Genomic DNA, 19,192 nt, shown 5'->3' with positions numbered 1-19,192 from the left:
TCCCGGCCAAGGCGCTTACTGCCGGGCAGGCTTAACCGGAATGCTGGTCGCCAGCTTGTACTTGCCGTTGTCGACATTCATCACGTACAGCGTGGCGGCCTTGCGGTCCCCGACGCTGTTGAAGCTGACGTTGCCGGAGAGGAGACCGGTGAAGTTGCCCTTGCGAATGGCCTGCTCAACCTGCTCGCGGCTCGGCACCTTGTTGCCGTTGGCCTTGGCCGCGTTCAGGATGCCCTGAAGAACCACCTTGGCCGCGTCATACCCAAAGGCCCCGAAGCCCTGCGCCTGATCCTTGAAGGTCTTCTGGAAGTTGGTCGCAAACGTCCGCGCGGCGGGCAGCGCCTCGATGGGCGCGGCCACCGTCGTGAAGTAGATGTTGTTGGCGCCCTTCCCGGCGATCGTAGCCAGTTCGGCGCTGTCGAGACCGTCGCCGCCCACCACCGGCGCAGTGATGCCCGCCTCGCGGAGCTGCTTGATAAACACGCCCACCTGGTTGTAGATGCCGCCGAAGTAGATGGCATCCGGGCGCTGCAGCTTGATCTTGGCAATGATGCTGGAAAAGTCGCTCTTTTCCTCGGTGCCCTCGTTGGTGATCACCTGCACGCCCTTGGCTTTGAGGGCCTTTTCGACCTCCTTGGCCAGGCCTTCGCCGTACGCCGTCTTGTCGTTGAGGATGTAGACCTTCTTGGCCTTGAGGTTCTGCGTGATAAAGTTCGCTCCCGCCGGGCCCTGCGCGTCGTCACGAGCAACGATGCGGTTCATGTTGCTCAGGCCACGGTCGGTGACCTGGTTGGCAGTGTTCGCCGGGCTCACCATCGCCACGTGACTGGGCGCGAGCGCCTGGCTGGAGGGAATAGCAACACCACTGTTGAGCGTGCCCACCACCGCCAGAATAGAGCGGTCGGCGGCGATCTTGCGGGCCTGTGCCGTGCCGGTCGCCGGGTCGGCCTGATCGTCGTAGGCGACGAGCTGCAGGTCCATGCCCAGCTTCTTGAACTGCGGCTTGTACTCGTTGACCGCCAGCTGCGCGCCGTTGCGAATCTGCGTGCCGAGGTCGCTCTGCCCACCGGAAAGCGGCGAGAGGGTAGCGATCTTCACGACCGTCTGGGCACTGGCACTGCCCAGGGCGAGGGTGGCCAGGATGGAAAGGCTCAGGGCGGTTTTCTTCATGCGTCCTCCGAAAAGGGTTGCGCTCGCGCGCTGTTGTCGAGATGCGCCAATTCTAGGCACGTTCCTAAAGGGAAGTCAATGTGACCCTCATGAGGTCACGGGCAGCAAAAACCGCTTCCACAAAAGCTTCGCAGCCAAAAATTGCTCTGAAGCGCTGAATGGGAACAATTTCTCTGCGCTTGGCGCGCTGTGGAGCAGCCGAAGGCGCGCGGTGGGGGTTTTGGGGGGAGGCTGGCTTCCCACCTCAGATCAGGTCGAGGTAGCGGTCCAGTTCCCAGGGGTGGACGGTCATGCTGTACTCGGCCCACTCAGCGCGTTTGGCTGCCAGAAAGTGCTCCATCACGTGTTCGCCCAGGGCGCGCCCGATCACCTCGTCCTTTTCCAGTTCGTTGACGGCCTCCCGCAGGTCGGTGGGCAGCTCGCGGATGCGGTGGTGGCGCTTTTCGCGGACCGTCATGCGGAAGATGTTGCGCGCGATGGCGGGCGGCGGCTCGAGCCTTTGCTCGATGCCGTCTAGGCCTGCCGCCAACATCACCGCGAGCGCCAGATAGGGATTGCAACTGGGGTCTGGCATCCGCACCTCCGCGCGGGTAGAGGCGCCGCGTTTGGCCGGGATACGAATCAGGGCCGAGCGATTACTCGTGCTCCAGGCCACGTTCACCGGGGCCTCGAAGCCCGGTACCAGGCGCTTGTAGCTGTTCACCAGGGGGTTGGTGACGGCCGTCATGCCCTCGGCGTGTTCCAGGAGCCCAGCGATAAAGTGGCGCGCCGTGTCCGACAAGCCGTGCTCGCCGGCCGCGTCCGCAAAGGCGTTGACCCCGTCGCGGAACAGGCTGAGGTGACAGTGCATCCCTGAGCCGCTGATGCCCGCGATGGGTTTGGGCAGGAAGCTGGCGGTCAACCCGTGTTCCAGCGCGACCCGCTTCACCACGAATTTAAAGGTCGCGATGCGGTCAGCCGCCTCCAGCGCGGGGGCATAACGAAAGTCAATCTCGTGCTGACCCGGCGCAACCTCGTGGTGTGCGGCCTCGATCTCAAACCCCATCTGCACCAGCCTCTGTGTGATCTCGCGGCGAATGCGCTCGCCCTTGTCCACCGGCGCAAGGTCGAAGTACCCCGCTTTGTCGTGTGTGACCGGAAGGCCGCCTCCCCCGGCATTCCGCTCAAACAGAAAGAATTCCGGCTCGGTGCCCACAAACATTTCGAAGCCTAGCCCCGCTGCTCGCTCGACCTGCCGCTTCAAGACCCGCCGGGGATCCCCCTCAAACGGCGTGCCGTCCGGCAGGGTAACGTCACAGATCAGCCGCGCCACCCGTCCGCCTTCCTCCTCGGGGGCAAAGGGGGGATAGATCAGAAAGGTGGACAGGTCCGGTGAGAGCAGCATGTCGCTCTCTTCGACCCGCGTGAACCCCTCCACCGCGCTCCCGTCAAAAGTCACGTCGCCGCGCAGGGCCTTTTCAAACTGCGACCGGGGAACCTCCACGTTCTTGGTCGTGCCGAGGATGTCGGTGAATTGCAGGCGTAAAAACGCCACGTCCTGCGCCTGGAGGGTCTCCAGCAGGTCCTGGGCGTTTTGGGGCGGCACTCGTGTCATGGCATGGACCGTAGCGAGCGCGGGGGGGGCGCTGCAAGTCCCGCAGCCGCTTGTCGCCACTTCCCTCAAGGTCTGTCGCTTTTTGTTTGAACAAATTGCACAAAGACAGGATGAAAAGGGTTGTCTCCTGGCTTATCTGTGCAAGTTGTTCTTCTTAGGTTGACCGCCTCTTCAGGAGGAACCTATACTCGGCGCAGTCGCGGGATGAGGCTGCGGCCCTACCTGCCCCGTCTGGAGGGAAAGTTCTATGAACCGTGATTTCGATGTGATCTCCGCTGCCCGCAACTGGCGGGTGGAGGCCCCCGCCCCGGCGACGCCCGCGCAGGTGTTTGGGGAACTGTTTGCCAGCGACGTGCTCACGCTCGATGAACTTAGGGTGCGGCTCAGCAAGCCGGTGTACCGCAGCCTGCAGGCCACGCTGGAACGGGGCGAGCGGCTGGACCCGGCGATTGCCGACACGGTGGCCCTCGCAATGAAGGCCTGGGCGCTCGAGAAGGGGGCAACCCACTACACCCACTGGTTTCAGCCCCTCACCGGCTATACCGCCGAGAAGCACGACGCCTTTCTCACCCCCACGAGTGACGGCGGCGCCATCGCCTCCTTCAGCGGCAAGGAGCTGATTCAGGCGGAGCCCGACGCGAGCTCTTTTCCCTCCGGGGGCCTGCGCGCGACCTTTGAGGCCCGCGGGTATACGGCCTGGGATCCCTCCAGCCCGGCCTTTATCATGCGGCACGCCAACGGGGCAACCCTGTGTATCCCCACGGCCTTTGCCTCCTGGACGGGCGAGGCGCTCGACAACAAGACGCCGCTGCTGCGCTCCACCGAAGCGCTCAACAGGAGTGCTCAGGCGGCCCTGCGCCTGTTTGGTCACCCCGAGGACACCCGCGTGAGCAGTACGCTGGGGGCAGAGCAGGAATATTTCCTGATCGCCGAGGAGTACTACTACCGCCGCCCTGACCTGGTGATGACGGGCCGCACCCTGTTTGGTGCGAAGCCGCCGCGTGGTCAGGAGCTCGAAGACCACTACTTCGGGGCCATTCCCGACCGAGTGCTCTCCTTTATGACGGATGTCGAGCACCAGCTCTACGCGCTTGGCGTGCCGGTCAAAACCCGTCACAACGAGGTCGCGCCCGGTCAGTTCGAGGTTGCCCCGATCTTTGAAGCGAGCAATGTGGCTGCCGATCACCAGCAGCTCGTGATGCAGGTGCTGCGCAATACAGCGCGCAAATACGGTCTGGTCGCGCTGCTGCACGAGAAGCCCTTTGCGGGTGTGAACGGCAGCGGCAAGCACTGCAACTGGTCGATGAGCACGAGCAGCGGCCTGAACCTCCTGGATCCCGGTGAGACGCCTCACGAGAACGCGCAGTTTCTCTTTTTCTGCGCGGCGGTGCTCAAGGCCGTGGACGAACACCAAGACCTCCTGCGTGTAAGCGTGGCTTCGGCCAGCAACGACCACCGCCTGGGCGCGAACGAGGCTCCTCCTGCCATCATCAGCATCTTTTTGGGAGAAGAGCTCACGGACATCTTTGAGCGGCTGGTGAGCGGAGAGGGCGGGCGCGGTGCCGAGGCGGGCGTCTTGGGGCTGGGCGTTCCGGTGTTGCCGCACCTTCCCCGCCACGCCGGAGACCGCAACCGCACGAGCCCTTTTGCCTTTACCGGCAACAAGTTCGAGTTCCGCGCCGTCGGCTCGTCGCAGAGCATCAGCTTTCCGATCACCGTGCTGAATACCATCGTCGCCGATGCCATCGAGGCGCTCAGCGCGCAGCTCCGCGCCAAGCTGGAGGAGGGCCAGGACATCGACAGCGCCGCTGTGCAGGTCGTGAAGGAGACCTACGCACGGCACCGGCGCATCGTCTTTAACGGCGACGGGTACGCGCAGGCGTGGCACGAGGAGGCCGAGCGGCGGGGCCTGCTGAACCTGCGCACCAGCCTGGACGCCATCGAGCGCCTCAGTGACCCCAAGAACGTGACGCTCTTTAGCCGTTACGGCGTCCTCTCGGAGCGTGAGGTGCAGGCCCGTCAGGAAGTTCTCTACGACCAGTACTTCAAAACCGTGAACATCGAGGGCGAGACCACCGAGTACATCGCCCAAACGATGATCCTGCCCGCCGCCGCGAATTACCTGCGGGAGCTGTGTGCCGTAAAGACGCCCGCTCGAGCGCTCACCGCGACCGCCAGCGAGGTCGCTGCCGTGACGGATGACCTCTACGACGCCCTTCAGCACCTGCGCGAGCAGAATGCGGCGCTGGGCGGCGAGGAGATCCACGAGAAAGCGCACCACATGCGTGACCACGTCATCCCTGCCATGCAGGCGGTGAGAGGAGCCGCCGACCGGCTCGAACGCCTGGTGAGCGAGACGCTGTGGCCGCTGCCGACGTACCGTCAGATGCTGTTTGTGAAGTGAGGGCAGCAAAAGGCCAGGGGGCTGAGCGTCTCTTCTCCCGCCCCCTGCCACCGGCGCGCGACACTCGCTACACTAGGAGCTGTGCTGAAGATGCTGCGCAAGACGCCCGTCACGCCCGCCGAGCTCAACGCGGGACTGGCCGAGCTGGGGCTGGACGGTTCGCAGCATGTGATCGTTCATGCCAGCCTGCGGTCTTTCGGGCATCTGGAGGGCGGGGCACGAACAGTGGTGGACACGCTGATGGCGCGCACGGCGACCCTGGTCGCCCCCGCCTTTACCTACGGCACGCTGCTGCGTCAGGCCACCTCGCCGGTCCATGTCCGCTTTCACCGCGATTCGCGCGTGAGCCGTGATATCGGGCGGGTGCCCCAGGAGCTCGTGGAGCGAGCTGAGGCCCGGCGCTCCTTTCATCCTACCCTCAGTTTCGTCGCCCTGGGGGCGGAGGCAGAGCGCGTGACGGCGGCGCAGACGCTCGACAGCCCCTACCTGCCGGTGGGCGCGCTGTACGACCTGGACGGTTACGCCCTGCTGATGGGCGTGGATTTTGGAAGCAACACCACTATTCACTACGGTGAGCACGTGGCGGGCATGCCGCTGCTCACGCGCTACGTGCCGCTGGGTGAGCAGGTCGTCCCCACGGCCTTCCCGAACTGTTCGGCGGATTTTGCGCGGCTGGAGCCGTACGTTCGTGGTCAGGCTGCCCAGGTGGGCGGCGCCACGCTCCGGCTGTACCGGGTACGCGACCTGGTGGACGCCACGGTGCGGCTGCTGACCCAGGACCCGGAAGCGCTCCTGTGCACCTACCCCGGCTGCCGCTGCCAGGAGGTTCGTGAGCTCGTTCGTCGGCGGGGGCTGACGCCCCGTCCCCATTCGCCGGTTGCCCTCCGATGACCCGCCCCCTGTATGCCGAAGATTCCACCCGCTTGACCTTTAGCGCGACGGTTGTGGATGTCCGCAACGGCGCGCTGGCCCTGGACGCCACGGCGTTCTATCCGGAAGGTGGCGGCCAGAATGGTGACGCGGGTGTGCTGCGCTGGTCCGGCGGCGAGACGCGCGTGCGGGACACCCAGAGGGACAAAGCGAGCGGTGTGATCTGGCATGAGGCAGAAGGAGACCTGCCCCCGGTTGGAACTCCTGTTCGCGGTGAGGTGGACGCTGCTCGCCGCTGGCGCCATATGGCCCGGCACAGCGCCGAACATCTGCTGGCGCAGGCCTTTTTTCGTCTTAACCCGGCTTTTCGCGTGGCGGCGGTCAGCATGCGCAGCGCCGAAAGCACCATCGACCTGGAGGGTAACCCCACAGAGGCGGACGTGCTCGCTGCCGAGACGCTGCTGCGCGAGACGCTCGCCCGCGGTGACCTCACGCTGGAGACACCCGTTGTCCCTGAAACGGAACTGCACCGCTACCGCCTGCGCCGAGAGCCCAAGGTCCGCGGGGCCGTGCGGCTGGTGATCTTCCGGGACGCAGCGGGCATCCCCTTCGACGTGAGTGCCTGCGGTGGTACCCACGTTCCCCGCGCCAGCCTGGTTGCGCCGGTGGTCGTGCTGCGCACCGAGCGTATCCGCGGTGGCCTCACCCGCGTCGTGTTTATGGCGGGCGAGGAGGCGGGGGCGTACCTCGCGGGCGTGTACCGCAGTGCCCGCGCGCTCGCCCAGCGCTTCAGTTCGTCCGTCGCGGACCTGCCGGCCCGGGTCGAGACCTTGGTCGCCGAGCGCGACGCCCTGAAGGCGGAGGACCTGCGGCTGCGCGCTCGCCTCGCCCAGGCTCTGGCAGAAGCGGTGCGGCCTGAGCTGGTCGCGGGTGTTCCCGTGCGCTTCCTCCGGCTAGATGACCCGGCGCTGCTGCCTGGGGCCCTGGCGGCGACGCCGGAAGGGGAAGTGCGGGTCGCCCTGGCCGTGGGGGGACGCTGCGGCATTGGCAGTCGCCGGGTGGACTGTCCTGCTTCAGCGCTGCTGGACGCCGCACTCCGGGTGACGGGCGGCAGGGGGGGCGGGCGGGCAGCGCTGGCTCAGGGCAACACGGCGGACCCCGAGCAGTTCCTGCAGGCGGTCCGCGCTGCCCTGCTGGGCACGCGGCTGCTGGCCTGACGCTGGGCTGATGCGTGCGCGGCAGCGGCTGGGTATGCTGGATGTCCATGAAACAGAACCTGTTGCTGGTAGGAGCGGCGCTTAGCCTGAGCAGCTGCTCCATGATCCTCGGCCCCGCGCAGACCGACGTGACGGTCATCGGTGTGAATGACTTTCACGGGAACCTGCTCCCCACCAGTTTTCGCGTGCCCGACCCTGCCGACCGCACCAAGACGCTGACCGTGCAGGCGGGCGGCATCGAGGCGATCGGCGGCATCCTCGCGGAGGCCAAAAAGGCTAACCCCAACACGGTCTTTGTGGGGGTGGGCGACATGACCGGGGCCAGCCCCCTGATCAGCGCCCTGCTGCGCGACGAGCCGACCATCGACGCCCTCACGCGGCTGGGGATGCAGGTCAACGTGGTGGGGAACCACGAGTTTGACTACGGCTTTGCGGAACTTCAGCGCTTTCAGAAGGGCGGCTGCGACAGCAATGCGCCCGACAGGGCCTGCCGGTACAACAACACCTTCCCAGGGGCCGGGTACACCTACATCGCGGCGAATGTGCTCGACGCCAAGACCGGGCAGCGTGTCCTGCCCGCCTACAAGATCGTGCGGGTCGGCCCGGCGCGGATCGCGTTCGTCGGCGCGGTGCTCAAGGAGACGCCCACCGTGGTGACCCCCAGCGGGGTGGCGGGCCTCCGCTTCGAGGATGAGGTCAAGGCCATTAATGCCGTGATCCCGCAGATCAAGCGGGGCGGCGCGGACGCGATTATTGCGCTCGTTCACCAGGGGGGCTCAAGCACAGACGCCTTTGACATCGTGGACTGCAAGACGCTGACCGGCCCCATCGTGGACATCGCTCGCCAGCTGGACCCGGCGGTCAGCGTCATCATGACGGGCCACACCCACCGCGGCTACAACTGCCGCGTCCCCGGTCCGAATGGTCAGGAACGCGTGGTGATTCAGGGGGACGCCTACGGCCACCTCCTCCAGCGCCTCGACCTGACCATTGACACCCGCGCCAACCGCGTGCTGTCCGTCAAGGCGAACAACGTGGTCGTGAATGCCGCCACCGCCCCCAAGGATCCGGCCATGACTGCCCTCGTGCAGAAGGCAAAGGCCCTGACCGATCCGGTGGCGGGGCAGACCATCGCCACCCTAGGGGCCGAGCAGATTACCCGCGCCCAGAATTCTGCTGGGGAAAGTGCCCTGGGAGACGTGATCGCTGACGCCCAACTCGCCGCGACCCGCGCCCCAGAAAAGGGCGGAGCAGTGGTTGCCTTTATGAACCCCGGCGGTATTCGCGCCGACCTGCCCGTGAATGTGCCCAACCCCGAGCGCAAGGTCACCTACGGGGACGCCTTCACGGTGCAGCCCTTCGGCAACACCCTGACGGTGCTCACGCTGACCGGCGCGCAGATCAAGGCCGTCCTCGAACAGCAGTTTGATAATCCCGCCCCCGGTCAGAACCGCATCCTTCAGGTCAGCGAGGGCTTCACGTACACCTGGGACAACAGCAAGCCCAAGGGCGAGAAGGTCAGTGACATCAGGCTGGGCGGCGAGCCGCTGGACCCCAGCCGCAGCTACCGGGTCACCGTCAACAGCTTCCTCGCGGACGGCGGTGATAACTTTACGGTGTTTGCGCAGGGGACTGATCGCCTTGGCGGTGACGTCGACCTCGACGCCTTCCAGAATTACCTGAAGTCGAAGACGGTGGCGCCCGGACCCCAAAACCGCATCACCCGGCTCAACTGAGATCTCAAGGCCTCCTCAGGACGGCGATCACCCACAGGGCGCAGCAGCCTCTAGCCTGCGGGTATGGAAGGCAGCATGGCGGGCTGGTTCGAGCAGTTCGAGACGGTGGTCGGACTGATCACCCGTTACCTTGCGACCGGGGTGGAGGGGGCTTCGGGAATCATTGTGGGCATCGCGGTGATCGAGGCGGTGTGGCGCTCAGTGATTCTGTTTTTCGTGCAGCACGAGCGGCCCGAGTCGCTGAAAGAGGCGATTCGCCTGCGCCTGGGCCGCTGGCTCTCGGTGGTGCTGGAGTTCCTGCTGGCCGCCGATATCCTGCGCACTGCCGTCGCGCCGACCTGGGACGACATCGGAAAGCTCGCGGCCATCGCGGGCATCCGCACGGCCCTGAACTACTTCCTGGGCAAAGAGGTGCGCGAGGAGGCGCAGCACGTGGCCGAGACCAAGATCACGGGGCCCCTTCGCCGCGAACAGGGCTAGCGGGATGTTGGCCCTGCTGCGCCTCCTGGTGGAAGGGGTGACCAATGCGGTGATCTTTGGCTCTGTCGCGGCGGCGCTCCTCGCCCTGCTGCGTGGCAAAGGCACCCTTCAGGCCCGCTGGCTGGTGACAGAGGGGCTGCTGCTGGCCCTCAACCTCAAGGTCGTCGCGACCCTGCTGCGAACCCTGGAACTCACCACCTGGAACCAGATCGGCCTGTTTGCCGCCGTGTTCACCCTGCGCACCCTGCTCAAGCGCGTGATCATCTGGGAACGCCGGCAGCTTCAGGCCGAGTTGGGCTGATGGACGAGCGCCGGGCAGGAGAGGCCAAGTGGTGTAAGCTCGGCGGGTATGAACGTCATCGGTCACGTCACTGTGCTGCCCCAATTGCCCCAGGCCATCGGGCGGCTTTCCGAACTCGCCTACAACCTCTACTGGTCGTGGACGCCGCGAGCTCAGGCACTGTACCGCGACCTCGATCCCGAAATTTGGGAGCGCTTCCAACACAATCCGGTGCGGACCCTCCTGGAGGTCCCGCAGACCCGGTTGGACGAGGCCGCCGCTGACCCCGACTATCTGGACCGTTACCGTGACGTGCTGGCCGAGTTTGATGCCTACATGGGCAAAACGGACACCTGGGCGAGGCGGCAGGCACCGAGGCTCGCGCCGGTGGCCTACTTCAGCATGGAGTACGGCTTTGCCGAGGCGCTGCCCATCTACAGTGGCGGCCTGGGCGTGCTGGCGGGGGACCACTGCAAAAGCGCTTCTGACCTAGGGCTTCCCTTCACGGCGGTCGGCATGCTGTTTCATCAGGGGTACTTCCGGCAGCTGCTGAACAAGGACGGCTGGCAGGAGGAAGCCTACGACGAGGTGGACGTGACCACCTTGCCCCTGCGCCCGGCCCTGACCCCTGCGGGTGAGGAGGCTCGCGTCCACGTGCAGATTGCGGGACGCACCGTTCACCTGCGCGTCTGGGAACTCGCTGTGGGCCGCATCCGGGTGCTTCTGCTCGACGCGAATATTCCCGAGAACAGCGAGGAGGACCGGCGGCTCACCGCCCGGCTCTACGGGGGCAACCAGGAGCTGCGCATTCAGCAGTACCTGCTGCTGGGCGTGGGCGGGATTCGGGCCCTGCGGGTGCTGAACGTTCCCGCGGCGGTCTACCATATGAATGAGGGGCACGCGGCCTTTTTGGGGCTGGAGCGTGTTCGAGAACAGGTTGATCAGGGCCTCGACTTTCGTACGGCGGTTGAGACGGTCGCGGCCGCGACCCTCTTTACCACCCACACCCCGGTTCCCGCGGGGAACGACGCTTTTGCCTATGACCTTGTGGACCGTTACCTGGGCGAGTGGCCCGCGCGGCTGAACACCTCACGGGAGGAGCTGTACGCGCTCGCGCGGCAGGATCAGTTTTGGGACGGCCACTGGGTGCCGACCTTCTCCATGACCGTCTTTGCCCTCCGGATGAGCCGTGCGGCCAACGGAGTCTCTGAGCTGCACGGCCAGGTGAGCCGGAACATGTGGAACTTCCTGTACGAGGGGGCCGAGGCACAGGAGGTGCCCATTGGGCACATCACCAACGGCGCGCACAACCTCACGTTTACCTCGCAGGCCATGCGTGACCTGCTGGGAACCGTGCTGCCTGCGGACTGGACCGAGCGCCTGGAGGAAGAGGCGATGTGGCAGGCCGTGGAGAACCTCAGCGACGCGCAGCTTGCAGACGTGCAGCTCGAGATGAAGCGCGAGATGATCGCCTTTGTGCGCCGGCGCCTGCGCGAGCAGCGTATACGCCACGGCGCGAGTGCTGCCGATGTGGCCGCCACCGATGGAGTTCTCTCGGAGCGCGCCCTCACCATCGGCTTTGCTCGCCGCTTTGCCACCTACAAGCGCGCGACCCTGCTGTTCCGTGACAAGGCCCGGCTCAGCCGGATGGTGAATGACCCGCAGCGGCCGGTGCAGTTCGTCTTTGCCGGAAAGGCGCACCCTGCCGACAACCCCGGCAAGGCCTTTATTCAGGAGATCTACCGCATTTCGCAGGAACCCGAGTTTCGCGGCAAGATCGTGATGCTGGAAAACTACGACCTGAACGTCGCCCGTCACCTGGTGCAGGGCGTGGACATCTGGCTCAACAATCCGCGCCGTCCGCTGGAGGCTTCCGGCACCAGCGGCATGAAGGCCAGCTTCAACGGCGCGCTCAACTTCAGCGTGCTTGACGGCTGGTGGCGTGAAGGGTACGACGGAACCAACGGCTGGCCTATCGGTGAGGAGCGCGAGTACGCTGACCTGAACATTCAGGACGACGCCGATGCCTACAGCCTCTACCAAACGCTCGAAACCCAGATCGTGCCGCTCTACTACGCGCCTCCTCCCTCGACCGCCGAAGGGCGCAGCGGCTGGGCGCAGGCGGTTCGCCGAGCCATCCAGACGGTCAGCCCCCGCTTTTCTATGCAGCGGCAGGTGATCGACTACGTGCAGAAGTACTACCTGCCCCTCAGCGAACGGGGCACCACCCTTGCCGCCAACGGCAGCCAGCGCGCTCGCGAGATCGCCAGTTGGAAAGCCTGGGTGCGCCAGCAGTGGCCGTACACGGCACTCCAGGCCACGGCGCACCTCCCGGCGACCGCTCATCCCGGCCAGAAGGTCGAGGTGCAGGCGACCGTGAGCCCGGCGGGCATCAGCCCCGCAGAACTGCGTGTCGAGGCCGTCTTGAAACGCGGTGACCAAGTCACCCGTGTCCCGCTCACCCCACGCGGGGACGGCCACTACAGCGCTGAGGTGCCGCTCACCGACAGCGGCTTGTACTCCGTTGGCGTGCGGATGATTCCTGTGATCGAGGGCTTGAGTAACGATCTGGAGGCTGGACTGATCCGCTGGGCGTAAGCGGCATAATGCCCTGCGTGCGCCCCGTTCTGCCTTCTCTGCCGCCGGTTCCCACGCTGCTGCTGTCCATGTTGAGCATCCAGGGAGGAGCAGCGTTTGCAAAGACGCTCTTTCCCACCCTGGGCGCAGCGGGCACCACGGCGCTGCGCGTCACCCTGGCGGCCGCGCTCCTTGGCCTGGTGTTCCGGCCTCGCTGGCGAGCCCTCACGGCAGATGCCTGGCGGGCCATCCTCCCGTACGGGGCAGCCCTTGGCCTGATGAACCTCACCTTCTACCTCTCCCTGACGCGCCTGCCGTTGGGTTTGGCGGTCACGCTGGAATTCGTGGGCCCGCTTGTGTTGGCGCTCGCGCTGTCGCGCCGCCCTGCGGATCTGCTGTGGGTGGCGCTTGCGGCGCTGGGCATCGTGCTGATCGCGCCGCGTGGGGGAGAAGCCCACCTGGACCTGGTGGGGGCCGCCCTCGCTCTGACGGCGGGGGGATTTTGGGCCCTGTACATCCTGGCCGGTGGGGCGGTCGGGCGGCGGGTGCCGGGCGTGACCGGAGTGGTGGCGGGCATGGTTGTGGCTGCGGCGGTCACCCTGCCTTTTGGTCTTGCCGCCGCAGGACGCACGCTCCTGACTCCTCCGGCCCTGCTCGCGGGCCTCGCCGTGGCGGTCCTCTCCAGCGCCCTGCCGTACAGCCTGGAGATGTTCGCGCTACGCGCGCTGCCCGCTCGCACCTTTGGCGTGTTGATGAGCCTGGAACCGGCCATCGCCGCCCTCAGCGGGCTCCTGTTCCTGCATGAACGTCTGACCCCCTGGCAGTGGCTCGCTGTGGGGTGCGTGATTGTGGCGAGCACCGGCATCAGCCTGAGCGGGCAGCGCCCCGTCGTGGAGGCAGAACCGGCAAACTGACGGTGGTGAGCGCTGCTCCGCTGCCTACCCGTGCTCGGGCATGCTGGCGGTGATGGCCGGCTCGACTCCGTCGGCGAAGCGCTTAAAGTTCTCGCGGAACATCCCCGCCAGCCGGCGAGCGGTGGCGTCGTAGGCGGCCTGATCAGCCCAGGTATTGCGGGGGTTAAGCACCTCGGTGGGAACGCCGGGCACCTCGGTGGGAATCGCCAGGTTAAAAAAAGGCTCGTGCTCGAACGGCGTATGGTCAAGCGCGCCGGAGAGCGCCGCGTTGATCAGGGCGCGGGTGTGCTGAATGCTCATGCGGTGGCCCTGGCCGTAGGGGCCGCCGGTCCATCCGGTGTTGACCAGCCACACCTGCGTGCCGTGCTCCTGCACCTTGCGGGCCAGCAGCCGGGCGTACTCGCCGGGGTGCCGAGGCATAAAGGGCGCGCCGAAGCAGGTCGAGAAGGTGGGCTGCGGCTCGGTCACGCCCTGCTCGGTGCCGGGAATCTTGGCGGTAAAGCCGCTGATGAACTGGTACATCGTCTGCTCGGGCGTGAGGCGGCTGAGGGGCGGCAGCACGCCAAAGGCGTCCGCAGTCAGAAACACGATGTTCTGAGGATGTCCAGCCATGCCCCCAGGCACGATGTTGGGGATCTGGGTGATGGGATAGGCGCTGCGCGTGTTCTCCGTCAGGCGGCCATCATCCAGGTCGGGCGTGCCGTCGTCTTTCAGCACCACGTTCTCCAGCACCGTGCCGTAGGTGCGGGTGGTCTGGTAGATCGCGGGTTCAGCTTCCGCGTTGAGGTGGATGACCTTGGCGTAGCACCCTCCCTCGAAGTTGAAGACGCCCGTGTCGGTCCAGCCGTGCTCGTCGTCGCCGATCAGCCGGCGGTGAGGATCCGCCGAGAGGGTGGTTTTGCCGGTGCCCGAGAGGCCAAAAAACAGGGCCACGTCACCGCCCTCGCCCACATTGGCCGAGCAGTGCATCGGCATCACGCCCTGCGCAGGCAGTAGGAAGTTCAGCACCCCGAAGATGCCCTTCTTGTTCTCGCCCGCGTACTGGGTGCCGCCCACCAGGATCATCCGGCGGGTGAAGTTGACCAGGATGAACGTGTCGCTTCTGACCCCGTCGCGCTCGGGATCGGCCCTAAAAGAGGGAAGATTCAAGATGGTCCAGTCAGGCTGAAAGTCGGCCTGCTCTTCCGGCGTGGGCCGCACGAACATATTGCGCACGAACAGCGAGTGGTAGGCCATCTCGGTCACGGCCCGCACGGCGATCCGGTAGCGGGGGTCCGTTCCGGCAAAGACGTCTTGCACAAAGAGTTCGCGGTTCTCCGCGGAGGCGGTCATCTTGTCGAGCAGGCGGTCAAACACCACCGGGCTGATGGGTGTGTTGAAGCCGCCCCACCACACCGTATCCCGGGTGAGGTCATCTTCCACAATAAAGCGGTCCTTGGGGCTGCGGCCGGTCTTGTTGGTTCGCACCACCAGCGGCCCTGTTGCGGCCCTCACCCCCTCGCCCAGCCGCAGCGCTGCCGCGTACAGCTCGTCTACGCCAAGGTTATGGTGAATGATTGCGTTCTCGAGGCCGAGGTCTTGTAGCAGGGGCGTCTGGGTCATGCTCATGGCGAAGTTCCTTCCGTGGGACAGGCGGAAACAGGGCCGTTCCGCGACGTCGAGTCGTCCTGTCTAGAATTGCCTTTTCATCCTGCCCTGTGAACCGGTTCCAAACCAAATGGGATGTTGTTACGCTGGGGGAAACACAGGGCACCGCAGAAACGCCAGCGGGGCAAGAGGCGCTGGCAGCTCTTGCCCCGCTGGCGGCTCCCTGTTTCTCAGCGGGTCTGTCCGCTGTTCGGTCCGAGCTGGAAGGGCCGGCCCTGGGTGTCCACCACCCGCACCTCACGGTAGGTGCCCGGCACGCGAACGATGGTCCAGGGGCTGGTGAGGGCTTGGGTCGTGATGCTTCCCGGCCCTGGCGCCGTGAGGTTCACGGTCAGGGTGAGGACGCCGCCCTGAGCGCTGGCACCGGTGACCCGCACCCCATACCCGCCGGTGGCGCGCTGACCCAGGAAGATGGCGACGGCGGTCGCGTTGCCCCCCAAGGGCGGCACAGGAGGCGCGCTCGTCTGCCGTCCGTAGGCGAGGTTGTAGAGGGCGGCCAAGGCCCCCTGGGTGGTGGCGACCTGGACAGCGGGAGAAGTCACGCTGGCATTGTTGCCGCTGGCGAGTTCTGTAAAGGTCACGCGGCCTCCTGCTGCCGGGGGATTGTTCGGCGCCGTGCCGCTTGTGGCCGCGACCGTCGGCACACCCGGCAGAACGTACAGGGCTGTGCGGCGGTACTCACGTGGTGCGGGCTCGGTCGTCAGGGGTGGGTCGGGTACCGCAGTCTCGTTGAGTACAGCAACAGCCAGGGCGCCCTGGTTCAGCAGCGCTGCACTCAGGGCGTCCGCCTCCGCATCCGTGAGGTTCCCCGCGCCCCTCAGCCCGCGTACCGGCGTGCCGCTCACGCCGCTGCCGGCCGTCTCATTCAGTCGGGTCCAGGTGCGGCCATCGGTGTAGTACACGCTGCCGCCCGCCTCGTTCATGGCGATCTGAAAGCGGCCCTGCGTGTCACGGGTCACCGAGAGCTTCGGGGGCAGGGACGCCGTCGGCAGGCGGTAGACGGCTTTGCCGTTCACGCTGAGCGTCCCGGGCACCGCGAGGGGATCCGGCACCTGTGCGCGCAGGTCGACGGTCGTCCCGCCCAGCTTCACGCTGCTTTGGGTCCCCGTGCCCATATTTCCGTACACCCAGACGAGGCGTTCCTGGGCCCCGCCGTACAGCAGCACCTCGTGAAGCGTGAGCTCTCCGGGGCCGGTGAGCGAGCAGCCCGCAAGCAAGCCCGCACTCAGGAGGAGCGCGGCAGTGAGGATCTTGTTCATGCGGCCAGCTTAGGAGGGGCGGCTGACGGCCGACTGAAGGCCCTCTTGACCAAATCCCCACGTTGCTCCGGCAGAACGCTGTCCTAGCCCCGTCCTGCCAGCAACTCCTGCGCGTGTGACAGTGCGGCCTCGGAGGCCTTGCCTCCCAGCATCCGGGCGATCTCCTCCAGCCGTTCCTCGGGGTTCAGCAGGCGAACGCGGCTGATCGTGCGGCCGCCCTCCACCTGTTTTTCCACCTTGTAGTGGTGGTCAGCGCGGGCGGCGATCTGGGCGAGGTGCGTGACCACGAGCACCTGCCGTTCGCGTGCCAGTTGGGAAAGCTGCTCGGCCACCGCCAGCGCGGCCGCCCCGCCGATGCCCGCATCCACCTCGTCAAAGACCACAGCGGGTGTCTCGGCACCCAGAACCGTGCTGATCGCCAGCATGACGCGCGACAGCTCGCCGCCCGAGGCGATGTCCGCGAGCGGTCCGAGCGACTCACCGGGATTGGCGGTAAAGTGCAGCGTCACGTCGCTGAGGCCGGTAGGCCCCGGCTGCCCGAGGGGGGAGAGCCGGAACTCCAACCGAGCATGGGGCATCCCCAGCTCCCGGATCACGTTCACCAGGCTGGCGGCAAGGGGTGATGCCTGGCGGGCCCGTGCCGCATCGAGCGCCTTGCCGGCCCGCTGCACCTCCGCGAAGAGGCGGTCCACCTCCGCTTCTAGCGTGCCTGCATCCTGCTCGTCGCGCGTCAGTTCGGCCAGTTCCTGCTCTGCTTTTGCCTGGAAGGCCAGCACGTCCTCGAGCGTGGGACCGTACTTGGCCCGCAGCTTGCCCAGTGCTGAAAGCCGCGCTTCCACCCGCGCGAGTTCCTCGGGGTCAGGAGCGCTGTCCTCCGCCAGGCTACGCAGCTCGCCCACCACCGCCTGCACGCTGCTGAGGGCCTCGCGCAGGTCACGCTGAAGCTGAGCACTGGTCTCGTCGTACTTCGCGCCTACGCCAAGGGCCTTGACGGCGTCGGCCAGCAGGCCCGCCGCGCTCGTCTCACCGTCCGAGAGCAGGTCCAGCGCCCCCGCTGCCCCCAGGGCGATCGTCTCCAGGTTCGAGAGCCGGGTGAGTTCCGCGCTCAGCGGCTCCTCCTCGCCCGGCTGAGGAGCAACCGCCGCGATCTCCTGCACCTGAAAGCTGAGCAGGTCGAGCTGCCGTGCTCGCTCGCGCCCCTGCGCGCGCAGCCGCTCAAGCCGCGCTCGCGCGTCCGTCCAGGCTCGGTACGCCGCCTCGTAGGCCTGGACTTCTTCCGGCAGCGGACGGTCAAGAAGGGTGCGCTGGTAGGCCGGCGTGAGCAGGCTGAGCGCGCTGTGCTGCCAGTGGATGGTGAGGCGGGAAGACACCCATTCCCCCAGCTCACGCACGCTGACAACCTCGCCGTCGAGGCGGGCGGTGCTGCGCCCCCCGGCGGTGACTCGGCGGCTGGCACTGCACTCGTCGCTGCGGCCCTCGTTCCAAAAGCCGGTCACCAGCAGGCTCTCCTCGCCGCTGCGAATCAGGTCCGTGTTGGACCGCCCGCCCAGCAGCAGCCCCAGCGCGTCCACAATGATGCTTTTGCCCGCGCCCGTCTCTCCGGTAAAGGCCGAAAACCCGGGGCGCAACTCCAGGGTGAGGTCACGGATGGTGGCCAGGTTGCGGACTTCGAGCCTGGACAGGAGTGGACCCGCCCGAGCAGGACTCGGGGCGGAGCGGGGCACGGGTGAGCTGGTGGCAGCGCGGGCCTTGCGGGTCACCCCCCGAGTGTAGAGCCTGCGCGGCGGGCGAGAGAGGCGCACGCATCACGGTCAGACACGAAACATGAAATCCGCGTTACGTTCTCCCCACACTCCTCGCGGCGCTGGCCTCAACAATAAAACCTCTGGCTCTCTCGGCTGGAATCAGGGCCGAGAGACACGAAAGGAGCACCACATGAAAGACACCGAGACAGGTGTGAGCGGCGGCAGCCTGCTGCTGTTGGGCGGATTGACGGCCCTGGCCCTCAACCGTGAGGCACGCCGCAAACTGGCCGATGGTACCCGTCACCTGCTGGATCAAGCACAGGAGACCCTGGACGACACCGTGAAGCCTGCGGTCGCCAGCGCGGCGGAACAGGCCCAGCAGGTCGCGCAGGTGGTGGCCCACAAGGGGGCCGGAACGTTGGAGACGTGGCGTGAGGAGGTGCCCAGTCGCGCCTCTGCGCTGCTGGAGACCGCCCAGGAGGCCGCCGGAACCGCTGCGGGGGCTGTGGCGCACAGGGCCGCCCAGCTCACCCGTGGCGCTCAGGACATGACGGAGAAACGCCGCCGTCAGGCCCGCCGAGCCCTGAAGGGGGCGCGGCACCAGGCGAAGCGCGAACTCAAACACGCTCGCCGTACCGGTGTGGCGCTGCTTTCCGATGTGGAAGGCCGGATACAGGAGCTGAGAGACCAGGCGCGAGGAAATCTGGAGGCTGGGAAACACGACCTCGAGCACCGTCTTGCCCGTGGCCGCCGCGCCGCGCGGCACGAGCAGCGCAAGGCCGAGCGCCAGCTGCGGCAGCTGAGACAGCAGGCGGCCCGCGATCTGGCACGGCTGCAGCAGCAGCGCGAGCGGCAGGTTGCTCGAGCTTCCAGCGGTGGCCTGGGGACGGGCACAGTGCTGTTCGCCCTGCTGGGCGTGGGGGCTGTGGTGCTTGCGCGTGTTCCCGCAGCTCGCCGTGGCGTGCTGCAAGCGGTTGAGGCGATCAGCCCGGAAGCCGCTCAGCGACTTCACCGGGCCAGCCGCAACGCCCGCAACCTGGTGGGCAGCATGTGGCTAGAAAGTTCCGAGGAACCTGCCCCCGCGGCGGCCGCTCCTGCGCCGGCACCGGCCACCCAGGCGGGCACGGCGGGGGCCAGTTGGGGCGCCTCCCCTGAGGCGGGTTCGCCCGCTGCAAAGACAGGAAGTGTCTCCCCCAGCGCGCCTTCCACTCAGCCGCAGAACCAGACCAACAAGCCCAATTGAGGCGCGCTCAGGGCCCGCTGACGCCTGGACGTCGCGCCCCTTCAGGGCTCGGCGGG

At 66.7% G+C, this 19,192-nt stretch carries 14 protein-coding genes; 9 read left to right on the top strand and 5 right to left on the bottom strand.

Features of this window, described 5'->3' with window-relative positions; translation table 11 throughout:
• Positions 1-15: 15 nt before the first annotated feature.
• Positions 16-1,170, bottom strand: coding sequence for a branched-chain amino acid ABC transporter substrate-binding protein (locus EI73_RS03600; protein ID WP_034384342.1), 1,155 nt, complete (start codon positions 1,168-1,170; stop codon positions 16-18).
• A 244-nt stretch (positions 1,171-1,414) separates the two neighbouring features.
• Positions 1,415-2,764 (bottom strand): type I glutamate--ammonia ligase, encoded by a 1,350-nt coding sequence (gene glnA / locus EI73_RS03595; protein ID WP_034384339.1) that lies wholly within the window; start codon positions 2,762-2,764, stop codon positions 1,415-1,417.
• 247 nt (positions 2,765-3,011) lie between these two features.
• Between glnA and EI73_RS03590 the strand changes: the two genes are divergently transcribed.
• From EI73_RS03590 to EI73_RS03555, 8 genes are all read left to right on the top strand, one after another.
• Complete coding sequence (locus EI73_RS03590) at positions 3,012-5,168, top strand: glutamine synthetase III (protein WP_034384336.1); 2,157 nt, start codon at positions 3,012-3,014, stop codon at positions 5,166-5,168.
• 81 nt (positions 5,169-5,249) lie between these two features.
• Positions 5,250-6,059, top strand: coding sequence for an AAC(3) family N-acetyltransferase (locus EI73_RS03585; protein ID WP_034384333.1), 810 nt, complete (start codon positions 5,250-5,252; stop codon positions 6,057-6,059).
• Entirely contained in the window at positions 6,056-7,255 is a 1,200-nt protein-coding gene (locus EI73_RS03580) for a serine-tRNA(Ala) deacylase AlaX (RefSeq protein WP_034384330.1), read from the top strand. Before EI73_RS03585 ends, EI73_RS03580 begins: the two co-directional genes overlap by 4 nt.
• 47 nt (positions 7,256-7,302) lie before the next feature.
• Complete coding sequence (locus tag EI73_RS03575) at positions 7,303-8,991, top strand: bifunctional UDP-sugar hydrolase/5'-nucleotidase (RefSeq protein ID WP_034384328.1); 1,689 nt, start codon at positions 7,303-7,305, stop codon at positions 8,989-8,991.
• 63 nt (positions 8,992-9,054) lie between these two features.
• Positions 9,055-9,471 (top strand): DUF1622 domain-containing protein, encoded by a 417-nt coding sequence (locus tag EI73_RS03570; RefSeq protein ID WP_034384326.1) that lies wholly within the window; start codon positions 9,055-9,057, stop codon positions 9,469-9,471.
• A 4-nt stretch (positions 9,472-9,475) separates the two neighbouring features.
• The gene (locus EI73_RS03565; RefSeq protein ID WP_034384323.1) at positions 9,476-9,772 is read left to right on the top strand and encodes a DUF1622 domain-containing protein; all 297 of its coding nucleotides are present in this window, start codon (positions 9,476-9,478) and stop codon (positions 9,770-9,772) included.
• Between the two features lie 48 nt (positions 9,773-9,820).
• Complete coding sequence (gene glgP, locus EI73_RS03560; protein ID WP_034384320.1) at positions 9,821-12,349, top strand: alpha-glucan family phosphorylase; 2,529 nt, start codon at positions 9,821-9,823, stop codon at positions 12,347-12,349.
• A gap of 8 nt (positions 12,350-12,357) precedes the next feature.
• Positions 12,358-13,242 carry a DMT family transporter gene (locus tag EI73_RS03555; protein ID WP_034384317.1) on the top strand — a complete coding sequence of 295 codons (885 nt, stop codon included), beginning with the start codon at positions 12,358-12,360 and terminating at the stop codon, positions 13,240-13,242.
• A gap of 24 nt (positions 13,243-13,266) precedes the next feature.
• Here EI73_RS03555 and pckA read toward each other — a convergent pair whose 3' ends face one another.
• From pckA to recN, 3 genes are all read right to left on the bottom strand, one after another.
• A complete protein-coding gene (gene pckA, locus EI73_RS03550; RefSeq protein WP_034384314.1) occupies positions 13,267-14,850 on the bottom strand; it encodes a phosphoenolpyruvate carboxykinase (ATP) in 1,584 nt (527 codons plus the stop codon).
• A 209-nt stretch (positions 14,851-15,059) separates the two neighbouring features.
• Positions 15,060-16,148, bottom strand: a complete 1,089-nt coding sequence (locus EI73_RS03545; RefSeq protein WP_034384311.1) for a protease complex subunit PrcB family protein — start codon at positions 16,146-16,148, stop codon at positions 15,060-15,062.
• Between the two features lie 83 nt (positions 16,149-16,231).
• Complete coding sequence (gene recN / locus EI73_RS03540) at positions 16,232-17,908, bottom strand: DNA repair protein RecN (protein ID WP_034384307.1); 1,677 nt, start codon at positions 17,906-17,908, stop codon at positions 16,232-16,234.
• 175 nt (positions 17,909-18,083) lie between these two features.
• On the opposite strand from recN, the gene EI73_RS03535 reads away from it, so the two are divergent.
• Positions 18,084-19,136 carry a hypothetical protein gene (locus EI73_RS03535; protein WP_051935402.1) on the top strand — a complete coding sequence of 351 codons (1,053 nt, stop codon included), beginning with the start codon at positions 18,084-18,086 and terminating at the stop codon, positions 19,134-19,136.
• The last annotated feature ends 56 nt before the right edge of the window (positions 19,137-19,192 follow it).

The sequence above is a fragment of the Deinococcus sp. YIM 77859 genome, assembly GCF_000745175.1.
In the GTDB taxonomy this organism is placed as follows: Bacteria; Deinococcota; Deinococci; order Deinococcales; family Deinococcaceae; genus Deinococcus.
This window is presented reverse-complemented; position numbering and strand designations above follow the sequence as displayed.